This is a genomic window from Amycolatopsis japonica, assembly GCF_000732925.1.
GTDB classification, from domain to species: Bacteria; Actinomycetota; Actinomycetes; order Mycobacteriales; family Pseudonocardiaceae; genus Amycolatopsis; species Amycolatopsis japonica.
In genome coordinates this window covers 93,928-116,874 of the sequence record NZ_CP008953.1, presented here as the reverse complement: position 1 = coordinate 116,874, position 22,947 = coordinate 93,928, and the positions used below count along the sequence as shown (strand labels likewise).

Genomic DNA, 22,947 nt, shown 5'->3' with positions numbered 1-22,947 from the left:
GCGCATGAAGGAGATGGACGGGGCTTTCCTCGTGGGAAGCCCCGTTCACCCCACCGCGATCCGCGAACGTTTCTTCAAGTGGATCGTCTTGTATCCGGTGCTCAAGAATCCTTCGTTCTTCAGCTTCGCCATTTCGGCGTTGACCGACGCGGGTGAAGCGCCGATCGCCGAGGCGATGTCCGTGTGGTTCAGCCCCACGTCGATCACGACGCCGTCCTCACCGGGAATGCCGTAGAGCGCCTGCATCCTGGTCAGGAACGCGGTCAGCCTGCTCCGGACCTTGGCCGTCGCGAACCCCAGTGCGACGTTCCGCAGGCGCAGCCGGACGGCCAGGTCCGCGGTGATCAGGGCCGTCATCCCGGGATCGTCGTCGAGCAGGGCGTGGAACGCGATCCTCGGGATCTCCAGCACGCGAACCGGTTTCGTGGCGATGTACGAAAGGTGGCTCGGCCGTCCGGCCAGGCAGTCCTCGACGCCGAGCACGTCGCCGGCACCGAGCAGGTCCACGATCATCGGCGGCGAACCGCCCTGGGCCGCACGCAGCGCCTTCACGTAGCCGGAGCGCGGGATCAGCACCGGGGGCGCCGGGTCGCCCTGGTGGAGCAGGATCGTGCCCGCCGCGTGATCGACGTGTTTGCCGAGGTCGAGCAGCCGACGGCGCTGCCGTTCGGTGACCGCGGCCAGGAAGTCCCCGCCCATCAGCCGACCGCCGGAAGCGGGCCGGGTGTCTTTGCCGTCAATGGTGACTCCCAGTGAGAGAAAAAGGTGAATCGATTTCTTGCCCGGCCGGGTGAGAATCACGTCGGGTAGGTGAAATCCCCCCTGCCGTTCAGCCGGAGACTAATGCTCAGCGCCATTGCGACAAAGCAACACGGAGCGAGCAGAACCCGTCCAGGGAGCGATTTCGCGACGGAAAGTAACCGTTATCCCGACGGTCGGACGGCGGAAAAATCACGCACCGTGCACGCTCACGAGAGCGGAATCCCGCGCGATACCGCTGGATTCGTCAGGAAATCAGGGTTAGCCGTACATCCATCTGATTTCGAACCGGCGATCGGAATCCGGCCGGACTCCTGGTGGAGACGAAGAAGAGGCATGAGTGACGTCTATGCACGTGCAGATGCACGACCTAAGTCAGGGCGTATGCCGAGTCGGTCGGGTAGCGAATTAACGGACTGTCGACGTCAGGCCGCGCTTGACGACTCCCCGTCACGGCGGAGGTTTTTCGGCGATCTCAGCATTTTGGGGGAATCTCAACCCCGGCGAGGGCTGACCAGCCCCGATTCGTAGGCGAGCACCACCAGCTGCGCCCGGTCGCGCGCCCCGATCTTGGTCATGATGCGGCTGACGTGCGTACGCGCGGTGGCCGTCGAGATCACCAGATGCGCCGCGATCTCGTCGTTCGACATGCCGCCGGCGACCAGGCCGAGGACCTCGCGTTCGCGGTCGGTGATCTCGCGGACGGCGCTCACGTCGATGCGGCGGTTCTCCGGGCGGTCGACGAACTCCGCGATCAGTCGCCGGGTCACGGTCGGCGCCAGCAGCGCCTCGCCCGCGGCCACCACCTTCAGCGCCCGCAGCAGCTCCACCGGATCGGTGTCCTTCAGCAGGAACCCGCTCGCACCGGCGCGCAACGCCTCGTAGACGTACTCGTCGACGTCGAAAGTGGTCAGGACCAGGACCTTCACCCCAGCCAGTTCGGGATTCGCGGTGATCCGCCGCGTCGCTTCGAGCCCGTCGATGCCCGGCATGCGGACGTCCATCACGACGATGTCCGGCCGGTGCTCGACGGCGGCCGCGACCGCCTGCTCGCCGTCCCCCGCCTCGGCACAGACCTCGAAGCCGTCTTCGGTCTCCAGCAGCACCCGGAAACCTGCGCGGACCAGCACCTGGTCGTCGGCGAGAACCACCCGGATCGTCATTCTTCCCCCTTGATGGGCAGGTCCACGCGGACCTGGAAGCCGCCGTTCACCACCGACGTCGTGAGCGCGCCGCCCAGCGCGGCCGCCCGTTCGGACATCCCGCGCAGCCCGTGCCCGGGCGCGGGTTCGACGGCGCCACGGCCATCGTCGCGGACGAGCAGCGTCAGCGCACCGGTTTTCCGCTCGAACCTGACGTCGACACCCCGCGCCTGGTTCGCGTGGCGGACCACGTTCGTCAGCGATTCCTGCAGGATCCGGTACGCGGCGCCGTCGACCGGGGCGGGCAGCTCCCCCGGCTCGCCGTCGACGCGGACCTCCAGCCCGGCGGCGCGGGCGTGCTCGAACAACTCGTCGGCCTGGGCGAGGCTCGGCGCGGGCGCCTTGTCCTCCCCGGACCGCAGCACGGCCAACGTCGCGCGAAGGTCCTTCAGCGCCGAAGCGCTCGCTTCCTTGATATTCAGCAACGCCTCTTTCGCCTGCTCAGGACGTCTGTCGGCGACGTGCGCGGCGACCCCGGCCTGGACGTTGATCATCGCGAGGCTGTGCGCGACGACGTCGTGCACCTCGCGGGCGATGGTGAGCCGCTCCTGCTCGGCCATCCGGTGCCGATGCTCGTCGGCCTGTTCGCGGCGGGCCCGCGCGGCGGCCATCCCGTTGCGCACCGCCGTCCCGACCCCGACGACCGCGATCACCCAGACCAGGCCCAGCCCGGTCCGCAGGTCGAAGCCGGCGAACCCGTGCCGGACGAACAACGCGACCCCCGCCACCGCCAGCAGCGCTCCGCCGGTGGACCCGGCGACGACCGGCCCGCGGATCTTGGTGAGCAGGAAGAGCGCGATGGTCGGCAGCACGATCGCCGGACCGCCCGGGTTGCCGGACGTGTAATAGCCGAGCGTCAGCGCGGACGTGAGCAGGAAGATCGTCATCGGGAAGCGGTGCACGATCAGCAGCGGCACCGCGATGGCGACCAGCCACAGCACCCCGGTCGAGGTCAGCTGCGGCGCGCCCGGCTGCCAGCGCGAGGCGCCGCTCGTGGCGCCGAGGACGAACCCCAGCGGCAGCACCACGCGCAGCACGCGGCCCACCCAGGGACTCCACGGATACCGTTCCTTCAGCAGCACAGGACGAAAGCTACCCGGGGCGGGGGCGTGTCGCGTCCGTTGAAAAGCGGCTTCCCGGCTACGCCGCGTGCGGTAGCCGCCGACCGAGGATGCGTCTTTCGTTTTTTCGATTACCTTGGTGGTACCCGAGGGAGGCGACATGACATCGACGATCGAACAGCACACCGTTCTGCCGCCATCCGCCACCGAACCGGACGCCCGCCGGGAGCTCCGGCGGCTCGACGAGTTCATGATCGCGACCTCGCCCGCACATCAGGCGAAATTGGTGGGCCCGGACGGCAGCGAGGTGGCACTTCCCGAGCAGGTCTACGACGTGCTTCGGGACGTCGTGAAGGCGATGTCCCAGGGCTTCGCCATCAACGTCGCGCCGTTGAACGCCGTCCTGACCACCCAGCAGGCGGCTGACATGCTCAACGTCTCCCGGCCGACGCTGGTCAAGCTTCTGGAATCCGGTGAGATCCCGTTCGAGAAACCGGGACGTCACCGGCGGGTTCTTCTCAGCGACTTGCTCGACTACCGGGCGCGTTCCCGTGCGGAACGGCAAGGAATACTCGATGAGCTGACAGCTTCGGCGAGCCGGGACGGCAGCGATGACATCGTCGACGGGTTCGTCCAGACTCGCTAGCCGTGCCGTTTCCCGCCTTCCTCGATGCTTGCGTGCTCATTCCGATCCGGTTGACGGATCTGTTGCTGCGGCTGGCGGAGGCCGGCACTTATCGCGCTCTGTGGTCGGGCGAGGTGCTCGACTAGGTCACGGCTACGAGCCGCTGATTCCGACCATGACCAACCACCCGAAGGACAGGCACGTCCTCGCGGCCGCGGTCCGCGCGAACGCCGCCGTGATCGTGACGGCGAATCTCAAGGACTTCCCGGCCTCGGCTCTCGAACCTCACCAGCTCGAGGCCGTGCATCCGGATGACTTCCTGCTCGATCAACTTGATCTGTATCCGGCGGCCACACTTCGCTGCCTGCGCGAACAGGTCAACGCCCTCGAACGGCCGCCGGAGACCTTGAGCGAGTTCCTCGAAAGATTCGAGAGAACGGTGCCCGCCTTCAGCAAGGAATCACGTCGTCTGCTCGACGGCGGGTAGCCGCCGCAGGACCGAGACCATCATCAGCACCCCGCCGGCCACCTGCACGGCCAGCACCGCCGCGTGATCCGCGGCTCCCATGGTGAGCGCGGCGAACAGGCCCCACGCCCCGGTGCCCGCCATCGCGCCGGCGCCGGTCCACACCAGTACCAGCCGCGGCCAGAACCGCCCTCGCGAAACGTTCGCCAGCGCGAGAACGGCGAGGAGCGTGAGCACGGCGATCACGATGTCCTGGCCACGAGCGGCGATACCGCCGGGGCCGAACGCCCAGATCGTGTGAAAGGCCGCGCAGACGAGTGCGGCGGCGACGCCGAGCACACCCGCCGCGCCGATGGTCCCCGGCTTCACGGTGCCGGTGACGACGAACCACCAGCGATCGCGGGCGTAGAGCACGAACGCGGTCAGCAGCAGGATCCCCTGCCAGGCGAAACCGCCGTAGACGACGGCCCAGACCCAGTTCTCCAGCGGCATTTCGGCCAGTTGAGCGGTCGACAGGTCGGCGACGATCACCGGGAGGTCCAGCACGATCGGCGCGAGCAGCCCGGTGCCGATCCAGATCGGGAACAGGACGAGCGGCGCGGGGATCCGCCGTCCCCAGGAGTAGGTGAACGCCAGCGCCAGTACCACCGCGACGACGTCCATCCCGCCGGTCGCCAGGTTCGCCAGCAACATCAGGTCGGAGTCCACAAAGGACGGATCTCGGAGGCCGAGGCTGCCTCCGGTGACCCAGGACGCCTTCAACGTCAGGTACGGGAGCGTGCCGAGGATCGCCGCGTAGCAGACGATCAGGCGAGCGCTGGAGATCTTGGGTGGAGCCATCGCTACGGTCATGCATCCAGCGTCGGCGTTCACGCCGCGGAAAGGCTCCCTCGCGAGCCTGGTCCGCCTCCCCCTTCAGAAGGAGCTGGGCAGTTTCGCCGCGGTCTCTTCGTCCGCCGGGGTCAGCGTCGCCAGGGAGATCTCGGAACGCCGCCCGAGGTACAGGTACGAGAATTCGAACCGCAGCAGGCCGACGTCCGGATGCAGGTATCGCTTGAGCACGATCCGTTCGGTGGAGACGTCGTGTTCCTTCCACATCCGCTCGAACAGCTCGGACTCCTGCCGCAGGCGTTTGACCAGGTTCTTCCACGCCGGTTCGGCGAGGTGCTCGGCCATCGCGGCGCGGAAACCGGCGACCACCCGGGGCAGGTTGAGCTCCCAGTCCGGGAGCCTGCGGCGCCACTCGGGATTGGTCAGGCACTGGATGAGCGTGTTGCGCTCCTCGAACGGGATGTCGTCGAGGCCGCCCATCAGCCAGTCGTAGGCGCGGTTGTACGCGAGGATGTCGCACCGCGCGTTGCGCACGCAGACCGGGAACGGCTCCAGCTTGTTCATCATCCGGTGGATGTTCTGGCTGAGGAGCTTGCAGTCCTTCTCCAGCGGCGGTTCCGGCGCGCCGGCGAGGGTGAACAGATGCGTGTGCTCGTGCGGGTCGAGCCGCAGGGTGCGGGAGATCGCGTCCAGCACCTGCTCGGACGCGTTGATGTCGCGGCCCTGTTCGAGCCACGTGTACCAGGTGACCCCGACCCCGGCCAGCTGCGCGACCTCCTCGCGCCGCAGCCCCGGCGTGCGGCGCCTGCCGCTGATCGGCAAGCCGACTTGATCAGGCGTGATGCGCTCGCGGCGGCTGCGCAGGAACGCGGCCAGCTCGTGCCGCCGCACTTCGGCCACTCGCGAATCGACGGTCATGGTCACCTCATCAGGTTCGCAAAGCTCGAAGCCGGTTACCAGGTAGTGGTGGTACCAGGATAAACACACTCCTGGTACCAGGGTCGCGATCGGCTGATCGTGGTACTCATGACTTCGACGCAAGTTCCGGCGACGCCCGCGCGCGTCACCGCCGGCCCGGCCCTGACTTCGGCGGGCCTGGTCACCGTGCTGCTGGGGGCGGCACTTCCGCTCATCGACTTCTTCATCGTCAACATCGCCCTGCCCGCGATCGGTTCGGACCTCCGCACGTCGTCGGCCACCTTGGAACTGGTGGTCGCGGCCTACGGGATCGCCTACGCCGTCCTGCTCGTCGTCGGCGGACGGCTCGGCGACGCCTTCGGCCGCCGCAAGCTGTTCCTGATCGGGCTGACCGCGTTCACGTTCACCTCTCTGCTCTGCGGAATCGCGCCGACGGCGTTGACGCTGGTGCTGGCACGGGCCGCGCAGGGGGCGGCCGCCGCGCTGATGCTGCCGCAGGTGCTGTCGATCATCCAGGCGGCGACCACCGGCGAACGCCGCTCCAAGGCTCTCGGTCTCTACGGCGCGACAGCAGGGCTTTCGATGGTGCTGGGCCAGTTCCTCGGCGGAGCGCTGGTCGCCGCCGATCTCTGGGGTACCGGCTGGCGGCCGATCTTCCTGGTCAACGTGCCCGTCGGCATCGTCGGTCTGGTGGTCGCGCGGCGGCTGATCCCGGAGAGCCGTTCGCGGAACCCGATCGGCATCGACCGCCCCGGCACGGTCTTCCTGGCGATCGCGCTGGTGTCGCTGCTGCTCCCGCTGGCGGAAGGACCGGTGCTGGACTGGCCACTGTGGACGATCGCGTTGCTCGTCGTGTTCCCGTTCGCCGCGGCCGGATTCGTCCACGTCGAGCGCCGGATGGAACGCCGGGGCGGTGTCCCGCTGCTGCCGCCGTCGGTGATGCGGATGCCGAGTGTGCGCCAAGGCCTGCTGGTCGGGGTGCCGTTCTTCATCGGATTCAGCGCGTTCATGTTCGTGTTCGCGGTGACGCTGCAGGACGGCCTGCACCTGGGGCCGTTCGGTTCCGGCCTGGTGACGGCGCCGCTTTCGCTCGCGTTCTTCGCGATGTGCCTGGTCAGCAGCCGCCTGGTGACCCGGTTCGGGCAGCGGGTCGTGGCCGCCGGTCTCTCGGTGCAACTGCTCGGGCTGCTGGTGCTGATCGGGACCGTGCTGCTGGAATGGCCGAACCTGGGCGTGCTCGATTTCGCGCCGGGGATGCTGCTGTGCGGCCTCGGCCAGGGACTGGCGATGACGACGGTGTTCCGGATCGTGTTGTCGAAGGTGTCGCCGGAGATCGCCGGCGTCGGCAGCGGGATGCTCACGACGTCGCAGCAGGCCGCGATGGCGCTGGGCGTCGCGACACTGGGGACGTTGTTCGCGTCCGCCGGTGCCGGGCCACTCGGGATGAAGGGCGCGTTCGCGCTGGTCATCGGCATCCAGGCGGTGCTGACGGTCGGCGTGATCACGGTGGCGCGGCGGCTGCCGGACCCGCGGCTCTGAGAAAGTTCGGTTTCACCCGTCGGAGTTGTGGCTCCCCGAGCGACGATGGGGATGTGACGGAACCACGGGTGCATCGGGACCCGGCCTTCGCGCTGCTTTCGCTGTACGAGACGGCGTTGCCGGAGGTCTACGGGTACCTGCTGTCCCGGTGCGGTGATCGCACCCTCGCCGAGGAACTGACGTCGGAGACGTTCCTCGGCGCGGTGAGGGCCTGTCGCAAGGAGCTCGCACCGCCGGTGAGCACCGGGTGGCTGATCGGCGTCGCCCGGCACAAACTCGCCGATCACTGGCGGCGCAAGGAACGCGAGGAACGCGGGCTGCGGCTCGTCCACGAAGAGGAGTACACCGATCCGTGGGACGAACGGCTGGACGCGCTGCTGGCACGCGAGGTGCTCGCGTCGCTCGGGGCGCATCACCAAGCCGCGTTGACGCTTCGCTACGTCGACGGCCTCCCGGTCCCGGAGGTCGCCGAGCATCTCGAACGCACGGTGCACGCCACGGAGGCGTTGCTCGTGCGGGCCCGTGCCGCGTTCCGGCGTGCTTACCAGGAGAAGGAGGGTCGCGATGCCTGATCCATTCGACGCGCTTCGCGCGCCCTCGCAGCCTGTCGAGCCTGACCCGCTCTTCGCCGCCGAACTGCGCGACAACCTTCGTCGCGCCGTCCTGAACGGAGCCGAGATGACCGAAACACTCACCACCACCGATGCCGAAGTCCGCTCTTTGACGCCATATCTCGTGGTCACGGACGCCCGCGCCGCCCTCGACTTCTACGTCGAGGTGTTCGGGGCACGACGTCGATCCGACCCGATCGTGATGGAGGACGGTCGCGTCGGGCACGCCGAACTGGCCATCGGGGACAGCGTGCTGATGTTCGCGGAGGAGTTCCCCGAACTGGGCATCGTCGTGGCGCCCGCCGGTGGCCCGCTGATCCGGGTCGAGGTCGCGGACGCGCATGCTTCGGCCGCGCGCGCTGTGGAGCTGGGCGGAGAGCTGCGGCGTCCCGTCGCGGACGAGGGCCACGGACTGAGCGGAGAGATCAAGGACCCGTACGGCCAGCGGTGGCTCGTCGCGCAAGCGGCCCCTCGGCCGGCTTCCGGCGCTACGCCGATCCGGCACGGCGAAGCGGGCTACTTCACCTTCCAGGTCCCGGACGACGAACGCGCGAAGGCGTTCTACGGCGCCGTTCTGGGCTGGCAGTTCTCACCCGGACGGGTCGAAGGCGGTTGGGGTGTCGAAGGTTCCGGCCTGCAGGGCGGGCTCTGGGGCGGGCCGGGGCGGCAGGTGGGCTGGAAGGTCATGTACGCCGTCGACGACCTCGCCGCCGCCCTCGACCGTGTCCGCGCCCAGGGCGGCCAGGCGGGCGAAAGCGAACAGCAGCCGTACGGCCTGAGCGCCGAGTGCGTGGACAACCAGGGCATCGAATTCTGGCTCTGGGAACAGCCGCGCTCTTAAGTCACCACCCCACCCCCCACCACTCCCAGGGGGGCGACCCCGAAGCCAGTCTATCGCCGATGGGGTCTGGGAGGCGGACGTGAGTCGGGTTGTCCACAGGTGGGAGCCATTGTGGACAACCGCTTGCCGTGAAGGCCTCCTTCCCTACCCTGAAAATAGGGAAGGAGGCCTTCACGGCAAGAGTCAGCGGCCTGCCGCGTAGCCCTGCATGCCGCGTGCGTTCGCGGCGGCACGGAGCACGCCGCCGGACCGGGACACGGCCGAAAGCCGCCCGAGCGCCCAAGGCCCGGCGTCGACGACGGCGTGCCCGCGCTCGGCGAGGGCGTCCATTGTGGACCGACCGAGGCGTGACTCGACCACCAGTTCCCGCGGCGTCCACGAACGCGGATAGAACGAACTCGGGAACGCGGTGGTGTGCCACGCCGGCGAGTCGATCGACTCCTGCAGGTTCAGCCCGCCGAGCGTGTGCGCCAGCCAGAAACACAGCTGCCATTGGTCCTGCTGGTCGCCGCCGGGCGTGCCGAACGCGAGCACCGGCTCGCCGTCACGCAGGCCCATCGACGGCGAAAGCGTGATCCGCGGCCGCTTGCGTGGCGCCAGCGAATTCGGCAATCCCTGTTCCAGCCAGAACATCTGCGCACGCGAGTCGAGACAGAAACCGAGGTCCGGGATCGTCGGGCTCGACTGCAGCCAGCCACCCGACGGCGTCACCGAGATCATGTTCCCGGCCGCGTCGACGACGTCGATGTGCACGGTGTCGCCGCGAGTCTCGCCCAGCGGTCCGACCGTCGGCTCCCCCGTCGCACCGGAACCGGATTCCAGTCCGCGCAGCCTTTCGAGGATCGCGGGCAGCCGCGGCGAGGGTCCGCCGGGCCGCAGTTCGGCGGACGCCTCGTCGGTGATCAAGGCCCGGCGGGCGTCCGCGTACTCGCGGGAGATCAGCAGATCGATCGGCACGTCGGACGAGTCGCCGTACCAGGCCTCACGGTCCGCGAAAGCCAACTTCGCCGCCTCGACGGCCAAGTGCACCGTGCGTTCGGTCGGGATTCCGTCCACATAGGACAGTTCGTCACGCAGACCGTCCAGCAGCCGAGCCTGCTGCAGCAACGCCGGGCCTTGCGTCCAGGCGCCCATCTTCACCAGGCCCCAGTCCCCGAAGTCGACCTGCAGCGCGTCCTCGTACGTCGCTTCCCAGCCCGCGATGTCCTCGCCGGTGAGGAGACCGGCGTGATCGCGGCCGGAGTCGTCACGGAAAGCCTTGCGGCTGAACGCCTCGATCGCTTCGGCGACGAAGCCTTGCGACCACGCGCGGCGTCCGGCGTCGATCTGTGCCTCGCGGCCGCCGGCCGACTCGGCCTCGGCGAGCAGCCGCTCCCACGTGTCCGCGAGCGCCGGATTGCGGTGCAGGCCTTCGACCGGCTTGCCATCCCGCATCCAGAGCGCCGCGGACGTCGGCCAATGCTCGATGAAGAGGTCTTGGACCGCGCGGATCGTGTCGCCGACCCGGCTGACCAGCGGAATCCCGTTACGCGCATAGGAGATCGCGTAGCCGAGGACATCGCGCAACGACTTCGTGCCGTGATCCCGCAGGAGCAGCAGCCAGCCGTCCCACGCGCCCGGGACGGTCGCGGGCAGCAAACCGCTGCCGGGGATCAGATCGAGCCCCAGATCCGCGAAGTATTCGGGCGTCGCGGCCGCAGGCGAGACGCCCTGACCCGCGAGGACTCTCGGCGTCCGATCCGTCGCGGTGACGAAGATGCCGGGGACCTGCCCCGCCGGGCCGCACAGATGCGGCTCGGCGATCTGCAGGACGAATCCGGCGGCCACCGCCGCGTCGAAGGCGTTGCCGCCGTCTTCCAGCACCGCCATCCCGGTGGCCGAGGCCAGCCAGTGCGTCGATGCCACCATGCCGTGGGTGCCGGCCAGTTCCGGCCTGGTCGTGAACACGACGGTGATACTACGCTTTGCTAACTACTTTTTCAGTCCCAGTGGTTGAAGAGGGCCTCGCCGAGGTTCTCCGGCTTCCAGTGCTTCACGTCGGAGGGGGACATGTAGGGCCACTCCTCCAGGACGAGCGGCCCCTCGAGATCAGCTCGGCTGAACACCTTGGTGCCGGGAAGGATCTGCGAGACGATCATCAGCAACTCCGGTTCGTCGATGAAGGACGGCCGCCCATACGGCACGAAGCTGAGGAAGTACTCGTTCCCGGTCGGCTGGTGTTCCGCGGCGGCGAGGAGGTTCCACTCCTGCCGTAGCACCACGATGGCGCGATCGTCATAAGCAACGAGAGCCTGGTCGAAGTTGAGCGGATAAACCGCGCGCTGGAATTCCAGCGCCCGGCCCCCGGTCGACCGGGCCGCCTCATGACAGGCCCTCCGAAATTCCCTCACCCCACCGAAACTATCCCCGCGCGGCCACCGGAGCGTCATAGTTTTCCAGCGTCGCCGCGTTCGCCGCCCGCGACGTGATCCACGTGAACACCTTCGTCATCGGCCGCGAACCCAGGATCCGGTACAGGAAGTTCCGGTAACCGACCATGAACCGCGTCTTCGGCGCGAGGAACGTGCCGATACCGGCCGCCTGCTTCTGCGAGATCTTCACCGGACCGCGCAATTTCTCTTCGTACCGCGCGAAAGCGACCTCGTGGTCTCCGTGTGCCGAGGCGAGTTCCCCCGCCAGGATGTACGCGCCCATCATCGCGAGCCCGGTGCCCGAACCGCCCGGCCCCGCGCACCAGGCCGCGTCGCCGAGCAGCACGACCCGGCCCCGCGACCACTTGTCGAGGTGGATCTGGCTGAGCGAATCGAAGTACAGCGTGTCCGCGTCCTGAAGGCTTTCCAGCAGCGTCGGGATTTCCCAACCGAAGTCGGCGTAGCGCTCGGCGAGGACCCTCTTCTGAGCCTCGACGTCGCGTCGCTCCACCTCCAGCGACTCCGACGCGAAGACGAAACTGACATTGAGCGCCGAGCGATCGCGGCCGCTGGCGACCATGACCGTCCGGCCGGGGACGCTGCAGATCTGGCCGAGGTGGTCGAGGTCGAGGTGATTGGGCGCGCTGAAGCCCGCGGTGTGGAAGCCGAGGTCGGTGCGGAACAGCTCTTCGCCGCCGAACGTCAGCCGCCGCACGCCCGAGTGCAGCCCGTCCGCGCCGACGACCAGGTCGAATCTGCGTGACTCGCCGTGGGCGAAGCCGACGTCGACACCGTCCGAGACCTCGTCCAGCCGGGTGATCCAGTCGCCGAAAACGTACTCGACGTCGTCCTTCGTGTGGTCGTAGAGGATGCGTGTCAGATCTCCGCGCTCGATCTCGACTTCGCCGCTGAAGAAGACCGACGGCATCTGGGCGACCTTCTTGCCCCGCGTGTCGACGATGAGCTGCGCGCCCATCGCGGTTTCCTTCGCGCGGATGTCTTCGAGGATCCCCATGCGCTTGAGCAGCGTCATCTGCTCGCCGCGGAAGTCGACCGCGCTGCCGCCTTCACGCAGAGCGGGCGCCCGCTCGACGACGGTCGGCGCGAAACCGCGCTCCCGCAGCCAGAAGGCGAGGGCCGGACCCGCGATACCGGCGCCGGAGATCAGAACGGTGGTCGTCATGGCTTGCTCCCTGGGTTCGTGGTGATGGGAGCGACCGTACGGCAGATTTGCACGCTTGGTCAAGCCGCTTGGTCAAGCCAAATGGATAAACCGCGTGGTCTAGGATCGCGGGCATGGGTAATCGCGAGGACCTGATGGCGGGCGCCATCGAGTGTTTGAAGGAAAAGGGCTGGTCACGCACGACGGTGCGGGACATCGCGACGGCGGCGGGAGTCAGCCACGCGGCGATCGGCTATCACTTCGGATCGCGCGAAGCCCTGCTGCTCACGGCGTTCTCGCAGGCGATGGACGACTGGGGCAAGGAGATCCAGGTCGAGATGCGGGGTGCCGTCGACCCCGACGCGTCACCGTCCGAGCAGTACGCGGCTTCCTGGCGCGCGATGATCGACTCGTACGGGCGCAACCGCCAGCTGTGGATCGCCTCGATCGAGGCGTTCGTGCAGTCCGAACATCACCCTGAGCTGCGGAAACAGCTCGCCGCCGCGCAGCGCGAGGGCCGCCGGGGAATGGCGGCGGGCATCCTCGGGATCGACGAGGACACCCTCACCGAGGCGGACGAACGCCGGATCGGCGCGGTCGCCACGGCCCTGAATTCGGGCGTGATGCTGCAGCACATGCTCGATCCGGAGAACGGTCCGACGGCCGAGGAGGTCGTGGACGGGCTGCTCAAGCTCGTTTCGCTGGTGTCATGAAACGGCGACCTTCCGCCGCAGCGCCGCCCGCGGCCGCCCGACCCCCTGCCACGACAGGCCCGCGTCCAGGATCTGGTGCGGGTCGAGGAGATTGCGGGTGTCGACGACCGAATCGCCGTCCATCTGCTCGGCCATGTAGGTCCAGTCGAGCCGTTTGAACTCGTCCCATTCCGTCAGCACGACGACGGCGTCGGCCGCCTTCGCGACCTGGTACGGGTCGTCGACCACGGTCATGCCGTCGATATGCCCGCCGACGGCGGGGTCGTAGGCGGTCAGTTCCGCGCCGAGCGCGCCCAGCACGGACGCGACCGCGAGGGCGGGCGAATCGCGCAGGTCGTTCGTCCCTGCTTTGAACGCCAGCCCGAGGACGCCGATCCGCGAACCGGCCAGCGTGCCGCCGACGGCGCCGGCGATCTTCGCGACGATCCGGTCCCGCTGCGCGATGTTCTCCTCGATCGCCGAGGTGAGCAGCGTGAAGTCGTACTGCACCGACTCGGCGACCTTCACCAGCGCGCTGGTGTCCTTCGGCAGGCACGAGCCGCCCCAGCCGGGTCCGGGTTTAAGGAACGAGCGGCCGATACGCCGGTCGTAGCCCATGCCCTCGGTGACCAGGTCGATGTCGGCGCCGAGGCGTTCGCACAGTTCGGCGATCGAGTTCACATAGGACAGTTTCATCGCGAGGAAGCAGTTCGCCGCGTACTTCACCAGTTCCGCGCTGGCCGCGTCGGCGACGACGACCGGGGCGGCGAGGTCGGCGTAGAGATCGCCGACCCAGCGGGCGGCCGCGGCGTCGTCCGAGCCGACGACGATCCGGTCGGGGCCGAGGAAATCCTCGACCGCTGTGCCCTCACGCAGGAACTCGGGGTTCGACACCACCGGGACGTCCGTGCGGCCGAGCATCGCCTGGATGCGCTTCGACGTCCCCACCGGAACGGTCGATTTGGTGATCAGCGCGCACCCCGGCGGGATGACGTCTCCGATCTCGGCGGTCACGGCTTCGACCGCCCGCAGGTCCGCCGAGCCACCCGCACCCATCGGCGTTGGCACACAAAGGAAAACGGCCTCGGCGTCGCGAACGGCGTCGCGCGCCCCGACCACGAACTCGAGTCTCCCGCTGGTCAGCCCCCTCGACACCAGCTCGGACAATCCCGGCTCCAGGATGTCCACCCGTCCGGCGGAAAGCCTTGCGACCTTCGCCTGGTCGACATCGACGCAAGTGACTCGATGCCCCAGGCCGGCCAGGCAGGCCCCCGTGGTCAATCCGACGTAACCGGTCCCCACCACCACGATCCGAGCAGCGCTCATGCTGCTGAAGGTGACAGCCGGAGTTGACCTGCGAGCGAACGGAATGCTTCAGGCCCGAATACTCCTCACGACATGCTTCGCACCGGAGTGAGCCATCCCACCTGGGCCCGATGCGAACGAGCGTTAACCTATGAACGGTTGCCGACGAAAGGGAGAACATGCAGATCACCGATACCGCGGCGCTCGTCACGGGTGGCGCGTCCGGGCTCGGCGGCGCGACCGCGAAGGCGCTCGCCGCGAAGGGCGCGCGGGTCTTCGCGCTGGACCTCGCCGGCGCCATCGCCAACGCCGAGCAGATCGAGGGCATCACCTACGTCGAGGCGGACGTGACCGACCCGGAGCAGGTACGCGCCGCCGTCGCGACCGCGGCCGAGTCCGGGGTGCCGCTGCGGACCGTGGTGAACTGCGCCGGGATCGGGCCGTCCGCGCGGATCCTTTCGAAGAAGGGCCCGCACGACCTCGCCCTCTACGCGAAGGTCGTCCAGATCAACCTGATCGGCTCCTTCAACGTGCTGACGCTGGCCTCCGAGGCCATCGCCAAGACCGAGCCACTGGCCGACAACGCGCGCGGCGTCATCATCAACACCGCGTCGGTCGCCGCCTTCGACGGCCAGATCGGGCAGGTCGCGTACTCGTCGTCCAAGGGCGGCATCGTCGGAATGACCCTGCCCGCCGCGCGCGACCTCGCGTCGCACGGGATCCGCGTGCTGACCATCGCGCCGGGCATCGTCGACACCCCGATGCTGGCGACGGTGAGCGAGGAGTTCCGCGCTTCGCTGGCCGAGGGCGTGCCGTTCCCGAAGCGGCTCGCGCGGCCGGACGAGTACGCGCAGCTCGCGCTGTCGCTGATCGACCACGACTACCTGAACGGCGAGGTCATCCGGATGGACGGCTCGCTGCGCATGGCCCCTCGCTGAGCCTGCCCCCGCGTGAGAGGAAAGGTCCTTTCCTTGCGAAATTTGCAAGGAAAGGACCTTTCATTGCATCTCAGGGGCGGCGGAGGCGGACGTCCAGCGTGATGCCCGACGTCGTGATCTCACCCGTCCGGAACGCGGTTTCGGCGACCAGCCCGCCGAAATCGACCGGCGTGTACGCCCGCCGCCGCAGCCCGGTGAGCGCCTGCCGCACACCGAGTGCCGCCAGCTTCCCGAGCTTCATGCTCTCCACCTCGCGCACGATGTCGCCATCGGTCGAGTCGCGGTTCATGTCCTGCACCACGGCCGTCCCGCCCGGGCGCAGCACGCGGTGCATCTCGTCGAGCGCCTTCACCGGCCACACGAAGTTCTTGAACGCCGCCTGACAGACGACCAAATCGAACGACTCGTCGTCGAACGGCATCGCCGCGACATCGCCCTCGCGGAACGAGACCTCGACTCCTTCAGTTCGCGCGTATTCGCTCGCGATCTCGACGAACGTCGGCGCGACGTCGAGGCCGGTGACGGAGAACCCGAGCCGCGCGAGTTCGACGGCGAAGTAGCCGGGGCCGAAGGCGACCTCGAGGATCTTCGCGCCTTCCGGCAGGTCCGCGGTGAGTTCGCGCGCCTGCTGCCGCCATTGTTCGATCTGCGGTCCGGTGCCGCGCTGCCGGGCGTAGTTCCGCGCCAGCGCGCCGCCCATCTCCGGCAAGATCTTGAACCGTTTCCTGTCCTTGATGTTCGACATGTCTCTCCAGGTTGTCCACCCGGAGCCCGGTTATCCTCGAAGTGCCGTCTCGTGGCCGGGTTCCGGTTGCGGGATCGTCGCCCCGGCGGGGTGCTGCAACACCTCGCCGGGGCTCTTTCAGCTGCGGGTACTCCCCCTTTCCGCCAGCATGGCCCGCCACTGCGCGAGCCCCGGCATCGAGCCGGAAGTCAGTTCCCCGAGGATCGAGCGGACCCATTCGGCCTCGGCGACCCGGATCGCCAGGTGGTACTCGGTTTCGAGCAGCACCAGCCGCGGGATCTCTTCGAGGAGCCGCGTCAGCTCCGCTCGCGTCGAGGCGATGTCCTCCTCCAGCGCCGCCAGCCTGGTGCGGAACAGGGCGACCACCTCGTCCGGACCGAGCCATCCCATCACCGACAGCCCGGCGACGAACTTCGGCTCCTCCGGGGCGAGCCCGGCCAGGAGCTCGCGCAGCCAGTCGAGCATTTCGTCACGGCCGGCGTCGGTGATCCGGTACACCGTTCGTTCGGGGCGGGCGCCGTCGCGACCGCTCTCCGCGGCCTCGATGAGACCGTGTTTCCGCAGGTTGCCGACGACCGTGTAGAAGGAACCCCATTTGATCCCCATGTCGCGGTCCTTGCCGCGGCTCTTCAGGACCGAGGCCATTTCGTACGGATGCATGGGGCGCTCGTTCAGCGTGGACAGGATCGCCAGCGCCAGCAGATTCCCGACCTTGCGCCGCTTCACCGCGCCTCCTCGTGGACGAGTACTCGTCAACGAGTATCCACAGGGCCGCGAGTGATCGCAAGCTCGGCGGGAGCCGGGATCAGAGGTCGTTCATGTACGGCACGGACGTCTGCGCGTGGTCGGTCATCCAGTTCCGCAGCGCGTGCGTGGCCAGGACGTCGTCCTCGTTGTAGCGCAGCAGGCGCTCCCGCTGGACGTCGTCGGGGACGCCGCCGTCCATGCCGACGGCGTCGCGGTACCACCGCATCGACGCCTCGCCGCCCGCTTCCGGATCGCGCCACGCGAACCCGGCGACCGGGGCGATGACCTTGAGTCCCTTGCCGTGCGAACACAGGAACTGGTCGGTGACGCTGCGGAAGAGGTCGATCCATTCTTCGGAGTCCACAAAGGACGCGATCTCGGCCTTCTTGGGGACGCCGGGGTAGTCGCCGAACCGGCTCGCGGAGCCGAAGAGCCAGCGGTTCTCGGCGAGCGCGTTGTAGCAGTAGGCGCGGAAGGTCAGGCCCGCGGCGAGCGTGCGCTCGCGGACTTCGGTGAACCAGGCCCAGAACTCCGCGAACGACCGGGCCTCGTCGGCGGTCGGCAGCGGCTCCCAGGTCGCGAACGCCCGATAGCCCTGCTCCATCCCGATGTCGGCGCCGGTCAGCAGCGAACCCCACAGGTACGCGCCGGAATCACCGAAGCTCTCCATGTCGACGTCGACCTCGACGTCGCCGCGCGAGACCTCGACGCGGTCGACCTTGCGCACCATCGTGAGATCGGCGAGCCAGGCGCGCGCCAGGATGATCGAGTCGGCGAAGGTGCCGCCGGTCCAGTTCATCGGCGGGGGCTCGTCGGCCGGATCCAGCGCGGCCAGCTTGTCCACTGTGGACACCCCGGCGCGGCGCAGTTCCATCGCGTCCTCGCCGCGGACGACCAGGCTGACGTCGCGGGTTTCGGTGAGCACGACCTCGCACGTCGGCCACCAGGGGCAGCGCCGGCATTCGAGGACGCGGGAAGGCTCGGCGAGCGGCTCGTCCCCTTCGGCGGCGGCGGTCGCGATGGCGAGCCTGTCGGCGAAGCGGCTCTGGTACTCCGTCAGCGCGCTTCGGCCGCCAGGCCAGGTGGCCGCGGACAGGTCGTGCCAGACGACGACGTCCGCGTCGAGCCCGATGACGCCCCCGACCGCGCGGTGTCCTTCGTGCTTTCCGAGCGCTTCGAGCATCCGATAGAGGTGCGCGAGCCGCATCTGGTCCCGTGGCTGCGAGCGGACCTTTCGCGCCGCGTCGGGCACCCGGTTCGCCGGATCGAGGTCGGTCATCGCGGTGGTCGGCGCGCCCGCACCGCGATCGGTGATGCGGTGCCGCACGACCAGCACCGGCACGTAGCCGTCGCCGGTGTGGACCAGGAGTTCGGAGCCGCCACGCCGATGACCGGCGCGATCCACCGGGAGCAGCGCGCCCCAGATGTAGCGCGCTTCGGCGGCGAAGGCCTCTTCGGTGAGCTGCACGCGCTCGGCGGCAGGGAGGTCGCGAGGGATCTTGACCCAGGTCGCATCGGGTCCGGTGGCGTCCATGAGCCGCCGCACGATCGCGTCGCGATGCGCTGACGCGTCGGCGATCCGCTGCTGTGCGGCGGGGTCGGGCGGGGCGAGCGGGACCTCGCGCATCGCCGGATCGTGTTCCAGGTGCACGCGACGCCGGCAGCGGCTCACCGCTCCCGCGTCCAGTAGCACCTCGTTACTCACGGACAACACTCTAGAAGGCCACCGGCAAGCCGACATGCCCGCCACATCGGGGACCAGTAAGTTCGTCAGTGACACAGCGTGGGAGGTGCCATGGCGCGCAAGGCCAAAGCCATCGAGGGCGAAGGCAGGTTTACCCCGAAGAAGGCGAAGAACGCCGTCGCGGTGGCCAAAGTGGTCGGACCGGCCGTACTGCCGGTGATCGCGCCGTACGCCGTTCGAGCGGCGGGCGCCGCACGAGAGCTATACGACCGTTATCAAGCGAAGAAGCTCGGCGTCGCCGTCGACCAGCTCGGCGAGTTCAGCGGACGCGGTGCCGCGCTGCACGCGCGGATCGCGGGGCTGACGCAGGGGCTCGCGGAGCTGAAGAGGTCCGCGAAGGCGACAGACGCCGACGCGGCCTTCGCGAAGGACACCCAGGGGACGCTGGAGCAGCTTTCGGCAACCGTTCGCGCTTCGGAGCGGATGCCCGCCGCGCGGCGGAAGGCGGCGCACCGGGCCGTGGCCGGGGAGCTGGACCAGCTCGAGGGGAAGCTGCTGCACCGGCTGGGGATCTGAAGCCGCTCTCGAACGCCATGAAAGGTCCTTTCCTTGCAAATTTCGCAAGGAAAGGACCTTTCATGGCATCGGTTACTTGATGAAACCCTTCTTCTTCATCCATTCGTAGGCGACCTCGCCCTGGTCACGACCGTCGACGTCGACCTGCTTGCACAGCTCGATCATCTGCTCGTTGTCGAGGGCGGCGGCGACGGCTTCCAGCGGCCCGCGGATCTCCGGGTGCTGGTTCAGGAATTCCGTCCGCAACGTCGGCACGGCGTTGTACTGCGGGAACGCCTTCTTGTCGTCTTCGAGGACGCGAAGGTTCAGCCCGGCGATCCGGCCGTCGGTCGTGAAGATCTCGCCGATCGGGCAGGTCCCGCTCGCCACGGCCGAGTAGATCGTCCCGATGCCGAAGTTCTTGATCACCGGATTCTGGAACCCGTACGCCCGCACGGCGGCCGGGAAACCGTCCTGGCGGCTGGTGAATTCGGTTTCCAGGCAGAACACGTTCTGGTCCGGTTTCCGCTTCAGGAACTCCGCCAGGTCCGACGTCGTCTTCAGGTTGTTCGCCGCACCGTAGGCCTCGGTGACCGCGAAGGCGTACTGGTCGTTGAGCGGCGAGTAATTCAGCCAGGTGACGCCGAACTTCGCCTCGTCGGCCGCCTTCGTGGCTTCGTACTGGGCCTTTTCCCCGCCGGGGACGGGGAGTTCGTTGCCCTGGTAGTTGATCCAGCCGGTGCCGGTGTACTCCCAGGTGACGTCGGTCTGGCCGGCGAGCAGCGCCTGCCGCGACGAGTTCGAGCCCTTGATGTCGGTCAGGTCGACGACGTCCGCGCCCGCCGCGGAAAGCGCCATCTCGGCCATGTAGCCCAGGATGATGTTCTCGGTGAAGTCCTTCGAGCCCACCGTCACCTTGACGCCCTTGAGCGACTCGACGGGCTGGATGGAACCGGGTTCGATCTTGTACGGCAGCGCGGTGTTGACCTCGAGCCCGCACGCGGAAAGCGTTCCGCACAACAGGACCGCGCCGAGGATCGCTTTGAGTCGCATTGTCAGCGCAGTCCCTTCGGTCCGAAGAACTGTTCCGCCACCGCGCCGAGCCAGTCCACCAGCAGCGCCAGCGCGACGGCGAGCACCGAGCCGGTGATCAGCACCTTCGTCAGGTTGAGCTTGTAGCCGGTGTCGATCAGCAGGCCGAACCCACCGGCGTTGACGAACATGCCGAAGGTCGCCGTGCCGACGGCCAGCACCAGCGAGGTCCGCAGGCCGGCCAGGATCAGCGGGATGGCCAGCGGGAATTCGACCCGCCACAGCACCCCGGAGGCCGACATGCCGATCCCGCGGCCGGCGTCGATCAGCGACGGATCGACCTGCTGCAGGCCGACCATCGTGTTCCGCAGCACCGGAAGCAGCGAGTAGAACGCCAGCGGAAGCGCGGCGACCCACAGCCCGCCGGTGGCGCCGGTGACGATGAACCACAGCACCAGCACACCCAGCGCGGGCGCGGCCTGGCCGATGTTCGCGACCGCCAGGAAGACCGGCGCCGCCCATTTCGCCCACGGCCGCGTCACGAGCACGCCGAGCGGTACCGCGACGGCGACCACGATCGCGGTGACCACGACGGTCATCGCCAGGTGGTCGCGCAGCGCGGCGAACAGCCCGGCGGCGTTGAGGGTCTCCTTCTCCGTCGCGGTCAGCTCACTGCTGAACACCCAGATCAGCACCCCGGCGACGATCAGCAGCACCGCCGCGGGCTGGGCGAACAGCCGGACCCGTTCGGCGCTTCTCGACGAGGACTCGGTGGAGAACCCGGTATCGACGGCCGTCATGCGGTCACACCTTCCGCCGGGTTGTCGTCGGAGTGCTCCTCGCGCAGCTGCTGGATCGTCGCGATGACGGTGTCGAGCTCGATCGTCCCGGCGTATTCGCCACGGGCGCCGGTCACCGGGACGCTGCCGCCCTCGGCGAGCATGGCTTCGAGCGCGTCCTGCAGTGTCGACTGGAGGCTGACCGAGTCACGCAGCGGTTTGCCCGCGGTGGACAGCGACGACGCCGCGGTCAGCTCGCGGACGTGCACCCACCGCATCGGACGACGCCGCTGGTCGAGCACCAGCACGAAATGCTTGCGCTGCTGTGTCAGCTTCTCGCGCACCTCGGACGGCGATTCGCTCACCGTCGCCGTGAGCGCGTCCTGCTTCAGCTCGACGTCGCGGACCCGCAGCAGCGTCAGCTGCTTCAGCGAGGCACCGGCGCCGACGAAACCGGCGACCGTGTCGTCGGCCGGGTTCGCGAGGATCGCGTCCGGGGTGTCGTACTGCAGGATCCGGGACTGGTTGCCCAGCACCGCGATCTTGTCGCCGAGCTTCACGGCCTCGTCGAAGTCGTGGGTGACGAAGACGATCGTCTTCTTCAGCTCGGTCTGCAGCCGCAGCAGTTCGTCCTGCAGGTTGCCGCGGGTGATCGGGTCGACCGCGCCGAACGGCTCGTCCATCAGCAGCACCGGCGGATCCGCCGCGAGCGCCCGCGCGACGCCGACCCGCTGCTGCTGCCCGCCGGACAGCTGACGCGGGAACCGGTCGCGGAAATCGGCCGGGTCCAGCCCGACCAGGTCCATCATCTCCTCGACCCGGTCGTCGACCTTCTTCTTGTCCCAGCCGAGCAGCCCCGGCACCACGGCGATGTTCTGCGCGACGGTGAAATGCGGGAAGAGCCCGGCCTGCTGGATCGCGTAGCCGATGCGGCGGCGCAGGGTGTCGACGTCGAGCTTCAGCGCGTCGTCGCCGCCGATGGTGATCCGGCCCGACGTCGGCTCGATCAGCCGGTTGATCATGCGCATGGTCGTGGTCTTGCCGCAGCCGGACGGGCCGACGAAGACCACGATCTTGCCCGCGGGCACCACCATCGAGAAGTCGTCGACCGCGGGCTCCCGGGTGCCGGGGTAGCGCTTCGTGACGTTCTCCAGCTCGATCTCGACGCCGGATACGGTTTCGGACTCAGCCACGGACACCCCTAGAGACGGTCAAACGGTTGATCAGGACGTAAACGGCGTCGAGGACCAGTGCGAGGACGACCACGCCGAGCGTCCCGGTCAGTGCCTGGTTGAGGGAGTTCGTGCTCCCCGCGTTGGTGAGGCCGGAGAAGACCTCCGAGCCGAGGCCGGGGCCCTTCGCGTAGGCCGCGATGACCGCGATGCCCATGAGCATCTGCGTCGCGACCCGCATGCCGGCGAGGATCGCGGGCCAGGCGAGCCGCAGCTCCACCCTGGTCAGCACGCCGAACCGGCTCATGCCGATACCGCGCGCCGCGTCGCTGACCGCCGGATCGACGCCGCTCAGCCCGACGATGGTGTTCCGCACGATCGGCAGCAGCGCGTAGAGCACGAGCGCGATGACCGTGGTGTTCGCGCCGAGGCCGAACACCGGGATGAGCAGCCCCAGGAGGGCGAAGGAGGGAACGGTGAGGATCGTGCTCGCCAGCGCCGTGGCCACGGCCGAGCCGATCGGGCTGCGGTAGACGGCGACGCCGATCACCACGCCGAGGACGGCGGCCAGGATCGTGCACTGCACGACCGCGCTGACATGGAGGAGCCCTTGGAGGGCGAGTCTGTCCCACCGATCCGAGATGTACTCGAAGAGGTTCATCGCGTGCTGGTTCTCCCGCCGCCTCTGGGTGAGCCTCCTCACCCATTCGGAGTAGCTGTATCGGGAGCCTGACTACCCAAAAGCCGCGCGGTCAAACCCCTGTTTACCGCCTTTTATCCCGCCAACCTGCCCGATCCGGTCCGATCGGGCAAACGCAGACGGTGTCTTTCCCACTGCTCAGCAGCCGGGAGGAGATCGACCACCCGGACGT

At 68.5% G+C, this 22,947-nt stretch carries 24 protein-coding genes; 8 read left to right on the top strand and 16 right to left on the bottom strand.

Annotated elements, in window-relative coordinates; all coding sequences use genetic code 11:
* Window positions 1-45: 45 nt before the first annotated feature.
* From AJAP_RS00580 to AJAP_RS00570, 3 genes are all read right to left on the bottom strand, one after another.
* Complete coding sequence (locus AJAP_RS00580) at window positions 46-699, bottom strand: Crp/Fnr family transcriptional regulator (RefSeq protein ID WP_084098545.1); 654 nt, start codon at window positions 697-699, stop codon at window positions 46-48.
* 554 nt (window positions 700-1,253) lie between these two features.
* On the bottom strand, window positions 1,254-1,922 hold the full coding sequence (locus tag AJAP_RS00575) for a response regulator (protein ID WP_038507230.1): 669 nt from the start codon (window positions 1,920-1,922) through the stop codon (window positions 1,254-1,256).
* Window positions 1,919-3,043 carry a sensor histidine kinase gene (locus tag AJAP_RS00570; protein WP_148311425.1) on the bottom strand — a complete coding sequence of 375 codons (1,125 nt, stop codon included), beginning with the start codon at window positions 3,041-3,043 and terminating at the stop codon, window positions 1,919-1,921. Before AJAP_RS00570 ends, AJAP_RS00575 begins: the two co-directional genes overlap by 4 nt.
* Window positions 3,044-3,182: 139 nt before the next feature.
* Between AJAP_RS00570 and AJAP_RS00565 the strand changes: the two genes are divergently transcribed.
* Both AJAP_RS00565 and AJAP_RS00560 read left to right on the top strand, forming a co-directional pair.
* Window positions 3,183-3,668: a helix-turn-helix domain-containing protein gene (locus tag AJAP_RS00565; RefSeq protein ID WP_038507226.1), complete on the top strand. Its 486-nt coding sequence runs from the start codon at window positions 3,183-3,185 to the stop codon at window positions 3,666-3,668.
* Window positions 3,669-3,822: 154 nt separating this feature from the next.
* On the top strand, window positions 3,823-4,134 hold the full coding sequence (locus tag AJAP_RS00560; RefSeq protein ID WP_051972294.1) for a hypothetical protein: 312 nt from the start codon (window positions 3,823-3,825) through the stop codon (window positions 4,132-4,134).
* On the opposite strand, the gene AJAP_RS00555 is transcribed toward AJAP_RS00560, so the two are convergent.
* On the bottom strand, window positions 4,108-4,965 hold the full coding sequence (locus AJAP_RS00555; RefSeq protein WP_228694829.1) for a hypothetical protein: 858 nt from the start codon (window positions 4,963-4,965) through the stop codon (window positions 4,108-4,110). The genes AJAP_RS00560 and AJAP_RS00555 overlap by 27 nt on opposite strands.
* A gap of 63 nt (window positions 4,966-5,028) precedes the next feature.
* On the bottom strand, window positions 5,029-5,862 hold the full coding sequence (locus tag AJAP_RS00550) for a helix-turn-helix transcriptional regulator (protein ID WP_148311424.1): 834 nt from the start codon (window positions 5,860-5,862) through the stop codon (window positions 5,029-5,031).
* 108 nt (window positions 5,863-5,970) lie between these two features.
* Here AJAP_RS00550 and AJAP_RS00545 point away from each other — a divergent pair, with 108 nt between their 5' ends.
* From AJAP_RS00545 to AJAP_RS00535, 3 genes are read left to right on the top strand one after another with little or no spacing between them, the layout of a single operon-like run.
* Entirely contained in the window at window positions 5,971-7,401 is a 1,431-nt protein-coding gene (locus AJAP_RS00545) for an MFS transporter (RefSeq protein WP_038507217.1), read from the top strand.
* A 53-nt stretch (window positions 7,402-7,454) separates the two neighbouring features.
* Window positions 7,455-7,973: an RNA polymerase sigma factor gene (locus AJAP_RS00540; protein WP_038507214.1), complete on the top strand. Its 519-nt coding sequence runs from the start codon at window positions 7,455-7,457 to the stop codon at window positions 7,971-7,973.
* Window positions 7,966-8,853 carry a VOC family protein gene (locus tag AJAP_RS00535; RefSeq protein WP_038507212.1) on the top strand — a complete coding sequence of 296 codons (888 nt, stop codon included), beginning with the start codon at window positions 7,966-7,968 and terminating at the stop codon, window positions 8,851-8,853. The genes AJAP_RS00540 and AJAP_RS00535 overlap by 8 nt, the downstream gene beginning before the upstream one ends.
* 183 nt (window positions 8,854-9,036) lie before the next feature.
* Here AJAP_RS00535 and AJAP_RS00530 read toward each other — a convergent pair whose 3' ends face one another.
* The 3 genes from AJAP_RS00530 to AJAP_RS00520 are packed head-to-tail and all read right to left on the bottom strand — an operon-like array spanning window position 9,037 to window position 12,447.
* Window positions 9,037-10,800 (bottom strand): gamma-glutamyltransferase family protein, encoded by a 1,764-nt coding sequence (locus tag AJAP_RS00530; protein WP_038507209.1) that lies wholly within the window; start codon window positions 10,798-10,800, stop codon window positions 9,037-9,039.
* A 32-nt stretch (window positions 10,801-10,832) separates the two neighbouring features.
* Entirely contained in the window at window positions 10,833-11,243 is a 411-nt protein-coding gene (locus AJAP_RS00525) for a hypothetical protein (protein WP_038522124.1), read from the bottom strand.
* Between the two features lie 10 nt (window positions 11,244-11,253).
* On the bottom strand, window positions 11,254-12,447 hold the full coding sequence (locus AJAP_RS00520) for an FAD-dependent monooxygenase (protein ID WP_038507206.1): 1,194 nt from the start codon (window positions 12,445-12,447) through the stop codon (window positions 11,254-11,256).
* A gap of 113 nt (window positions 12,448-12,560) precedes the next feature.
* On the opposite strand from AJAP_RS00520, the gene AJAP_RS00515 reads away from it, so the two are divergent.
* Window positions 12,561-13,139, top strand: a complete 579-nt coding sequence (locus AJAP_RS00515; protein ID WP_038507202.1) for a TetR/AcrR family transcriptional regulator — start codon at window positions 12,561-12,563, stop codon at window positions 13,137-13,139.
* Here the strand turns inward: AJAP_RS00515 and AJAP_RS00510 are convergent.
* Window positions 13,134-14,444 (bottom strand): UDP-glucose dehydrogenase family protein, encoded by a 1,311-nt coding sequence (locus AJAP_RS00510; RefSeq protein ID WP_084097986.1) that lies wholly within the window; start codon window positions 14,442-14,444, stop codon window positions 13,134-13,136. The genes AJAP_RS00515 and AJAP_RS00510 overlap by 6 nt on opposite strands.
* Window positions 14,445-14,602: 158 nt before the next feature.
* Here AJAP_RS00510 and AJAP_RS00505 point away from each other — a divergent pair, with 158 nt between their 5' ends.
* On the top strand, window positions 14,603-15,361 hold the full coding sequence (locus AJAP_RS00505; protein WP_037333780.1) for an SDR family NAD(P)-dependent oxidoreductase: 759 nt from the start codon (window positions 14,603-14,605) through the stop codon (window positions 15,359-15,361).
* A gap of 70 nt (window positions 15,362-15,431) precedes the next feature.
* On the opposite strand, the gene AJAP_RS00500 is transcribed toward AJAP_RS00505, so the two are convergent.
* From AJAP_RS00500 to AJAP_RS00490, 3 genes are all read right to left on the bottom strand, one after another.
* Window positions 15,432-16,106: a class I SAM-dependent methyltransferase gene (locus tag AJAP_RS00500; RefSeq protein ID WP_038507199.1), complete on the bottom strand. Its 675-nt coding sequence runs from the start codon at window positions 16,104-16,106 to the stop codon at window positions 15,432-15,434.
* 117 nt (window positions 16,107-16,223) lie between these two features.
* Complete coding sequence (locus AJAP_RS00495) at window positions 16,224-16,832, bottom strand: PadR family transcriptional regulator (RefSeq protein ID WP_038507195.1); 609 nt, start codon at window positions 16,830-16,832, stop codon at window positions 16,224-16,226.
* 79 nt (window positions 16,833-16,911) lie between these two features.
* Window positions 16,912-18,594, bottom strand: coding sequence for a TM0106 family RecB-like putative nuclease (locus AJAP_RS00490; protein ID WP_174492085.1), 1,683 nt, complete (start codon window positions 18,592-18,594; stop codon window positions 16,912-16,914).
* 54 nt (window positions 18,595-18,648) lie between these two features.
* Here AJAP_RS00490 and AJAP_RS00485 point away from each other — a divergent pair, with 54 nt between their 5' ends.
* Window positions 18,649-19,113: a DUF6474 family protein gene (locus AJAP_RS00485; protein ID WP_038507189.1), complete on the top strand. Its 465-nt coding sequence runs from the start codon at window positions 18,649-18,651 to the stop codon at window positions 19,111-19,113.
* 72 nt (window positions 19,114-19,185) lie between these two features.
* Here AJAP_RS00485 and AJAP_RS00480 read toward each other — a convergent pair whose 3' ends face one another.
* Genes AJAP_RS00480 through AJAP_RS00465 form a run of 4 tightly spaced genes read right to left on the bottom strand, consistent with a single transcriptional unit; the run spans window position 19,186 to window position 22,736 of the window.
* A complete protein-coding gene (locus tag AJAP_RS00480; protein WP_038507186.1) occupies window positions 19,186-20,145 on the bottom strand; it encodes a glycine betaine ABC transporter substrate-binding protein in 960 nt (319 codons plus the stop codon).
* Window positions 20,146-20,147: 2 nt separating this feature from the next.
* The gene (locus AJAP_RS00475; protein ID WP_038507183.1) at window positions 20,148-20,924 is read right to left on the bottom strand and encodes an ABC transporter permease; all 777 of its coding nucleotides are present in this window, start codon (window positions 20,922-20,924) and stop codon (window positions 20,148-20,150) included.
* Entirely contained in the window at window positions 20,921-22,102 is a 1,182-nt protein-coding gene (locus AJAP_RS00470; RefSeq protein ID WP_378411237.1) for an ABC transporter ATP-binding protein, read from the bottom strand. Before AJAP_RS00470 ends, AJAP_RS00475 begins: the two co-directional genes overlap by 4 nt.
* The gene (locus AJAP_RS00465; protein ID WP_007030477.1) at window positions 22,089-22,736 is read right to left on the bottom strand and encodes an ABC transporter permease; all 648 of its coding nucleotides are present in this window, start codon (window positions 22,734-22,736) and stop codon (window positions 22,089-22,091) included. The genes AJAP_RS00470 and AJAP_RS00465 overlap by 14 nt, the downstream gene beginning before the upstream one ends.
* Window positions 22,737-22,947: the final 211 nt, after the last annotated feature.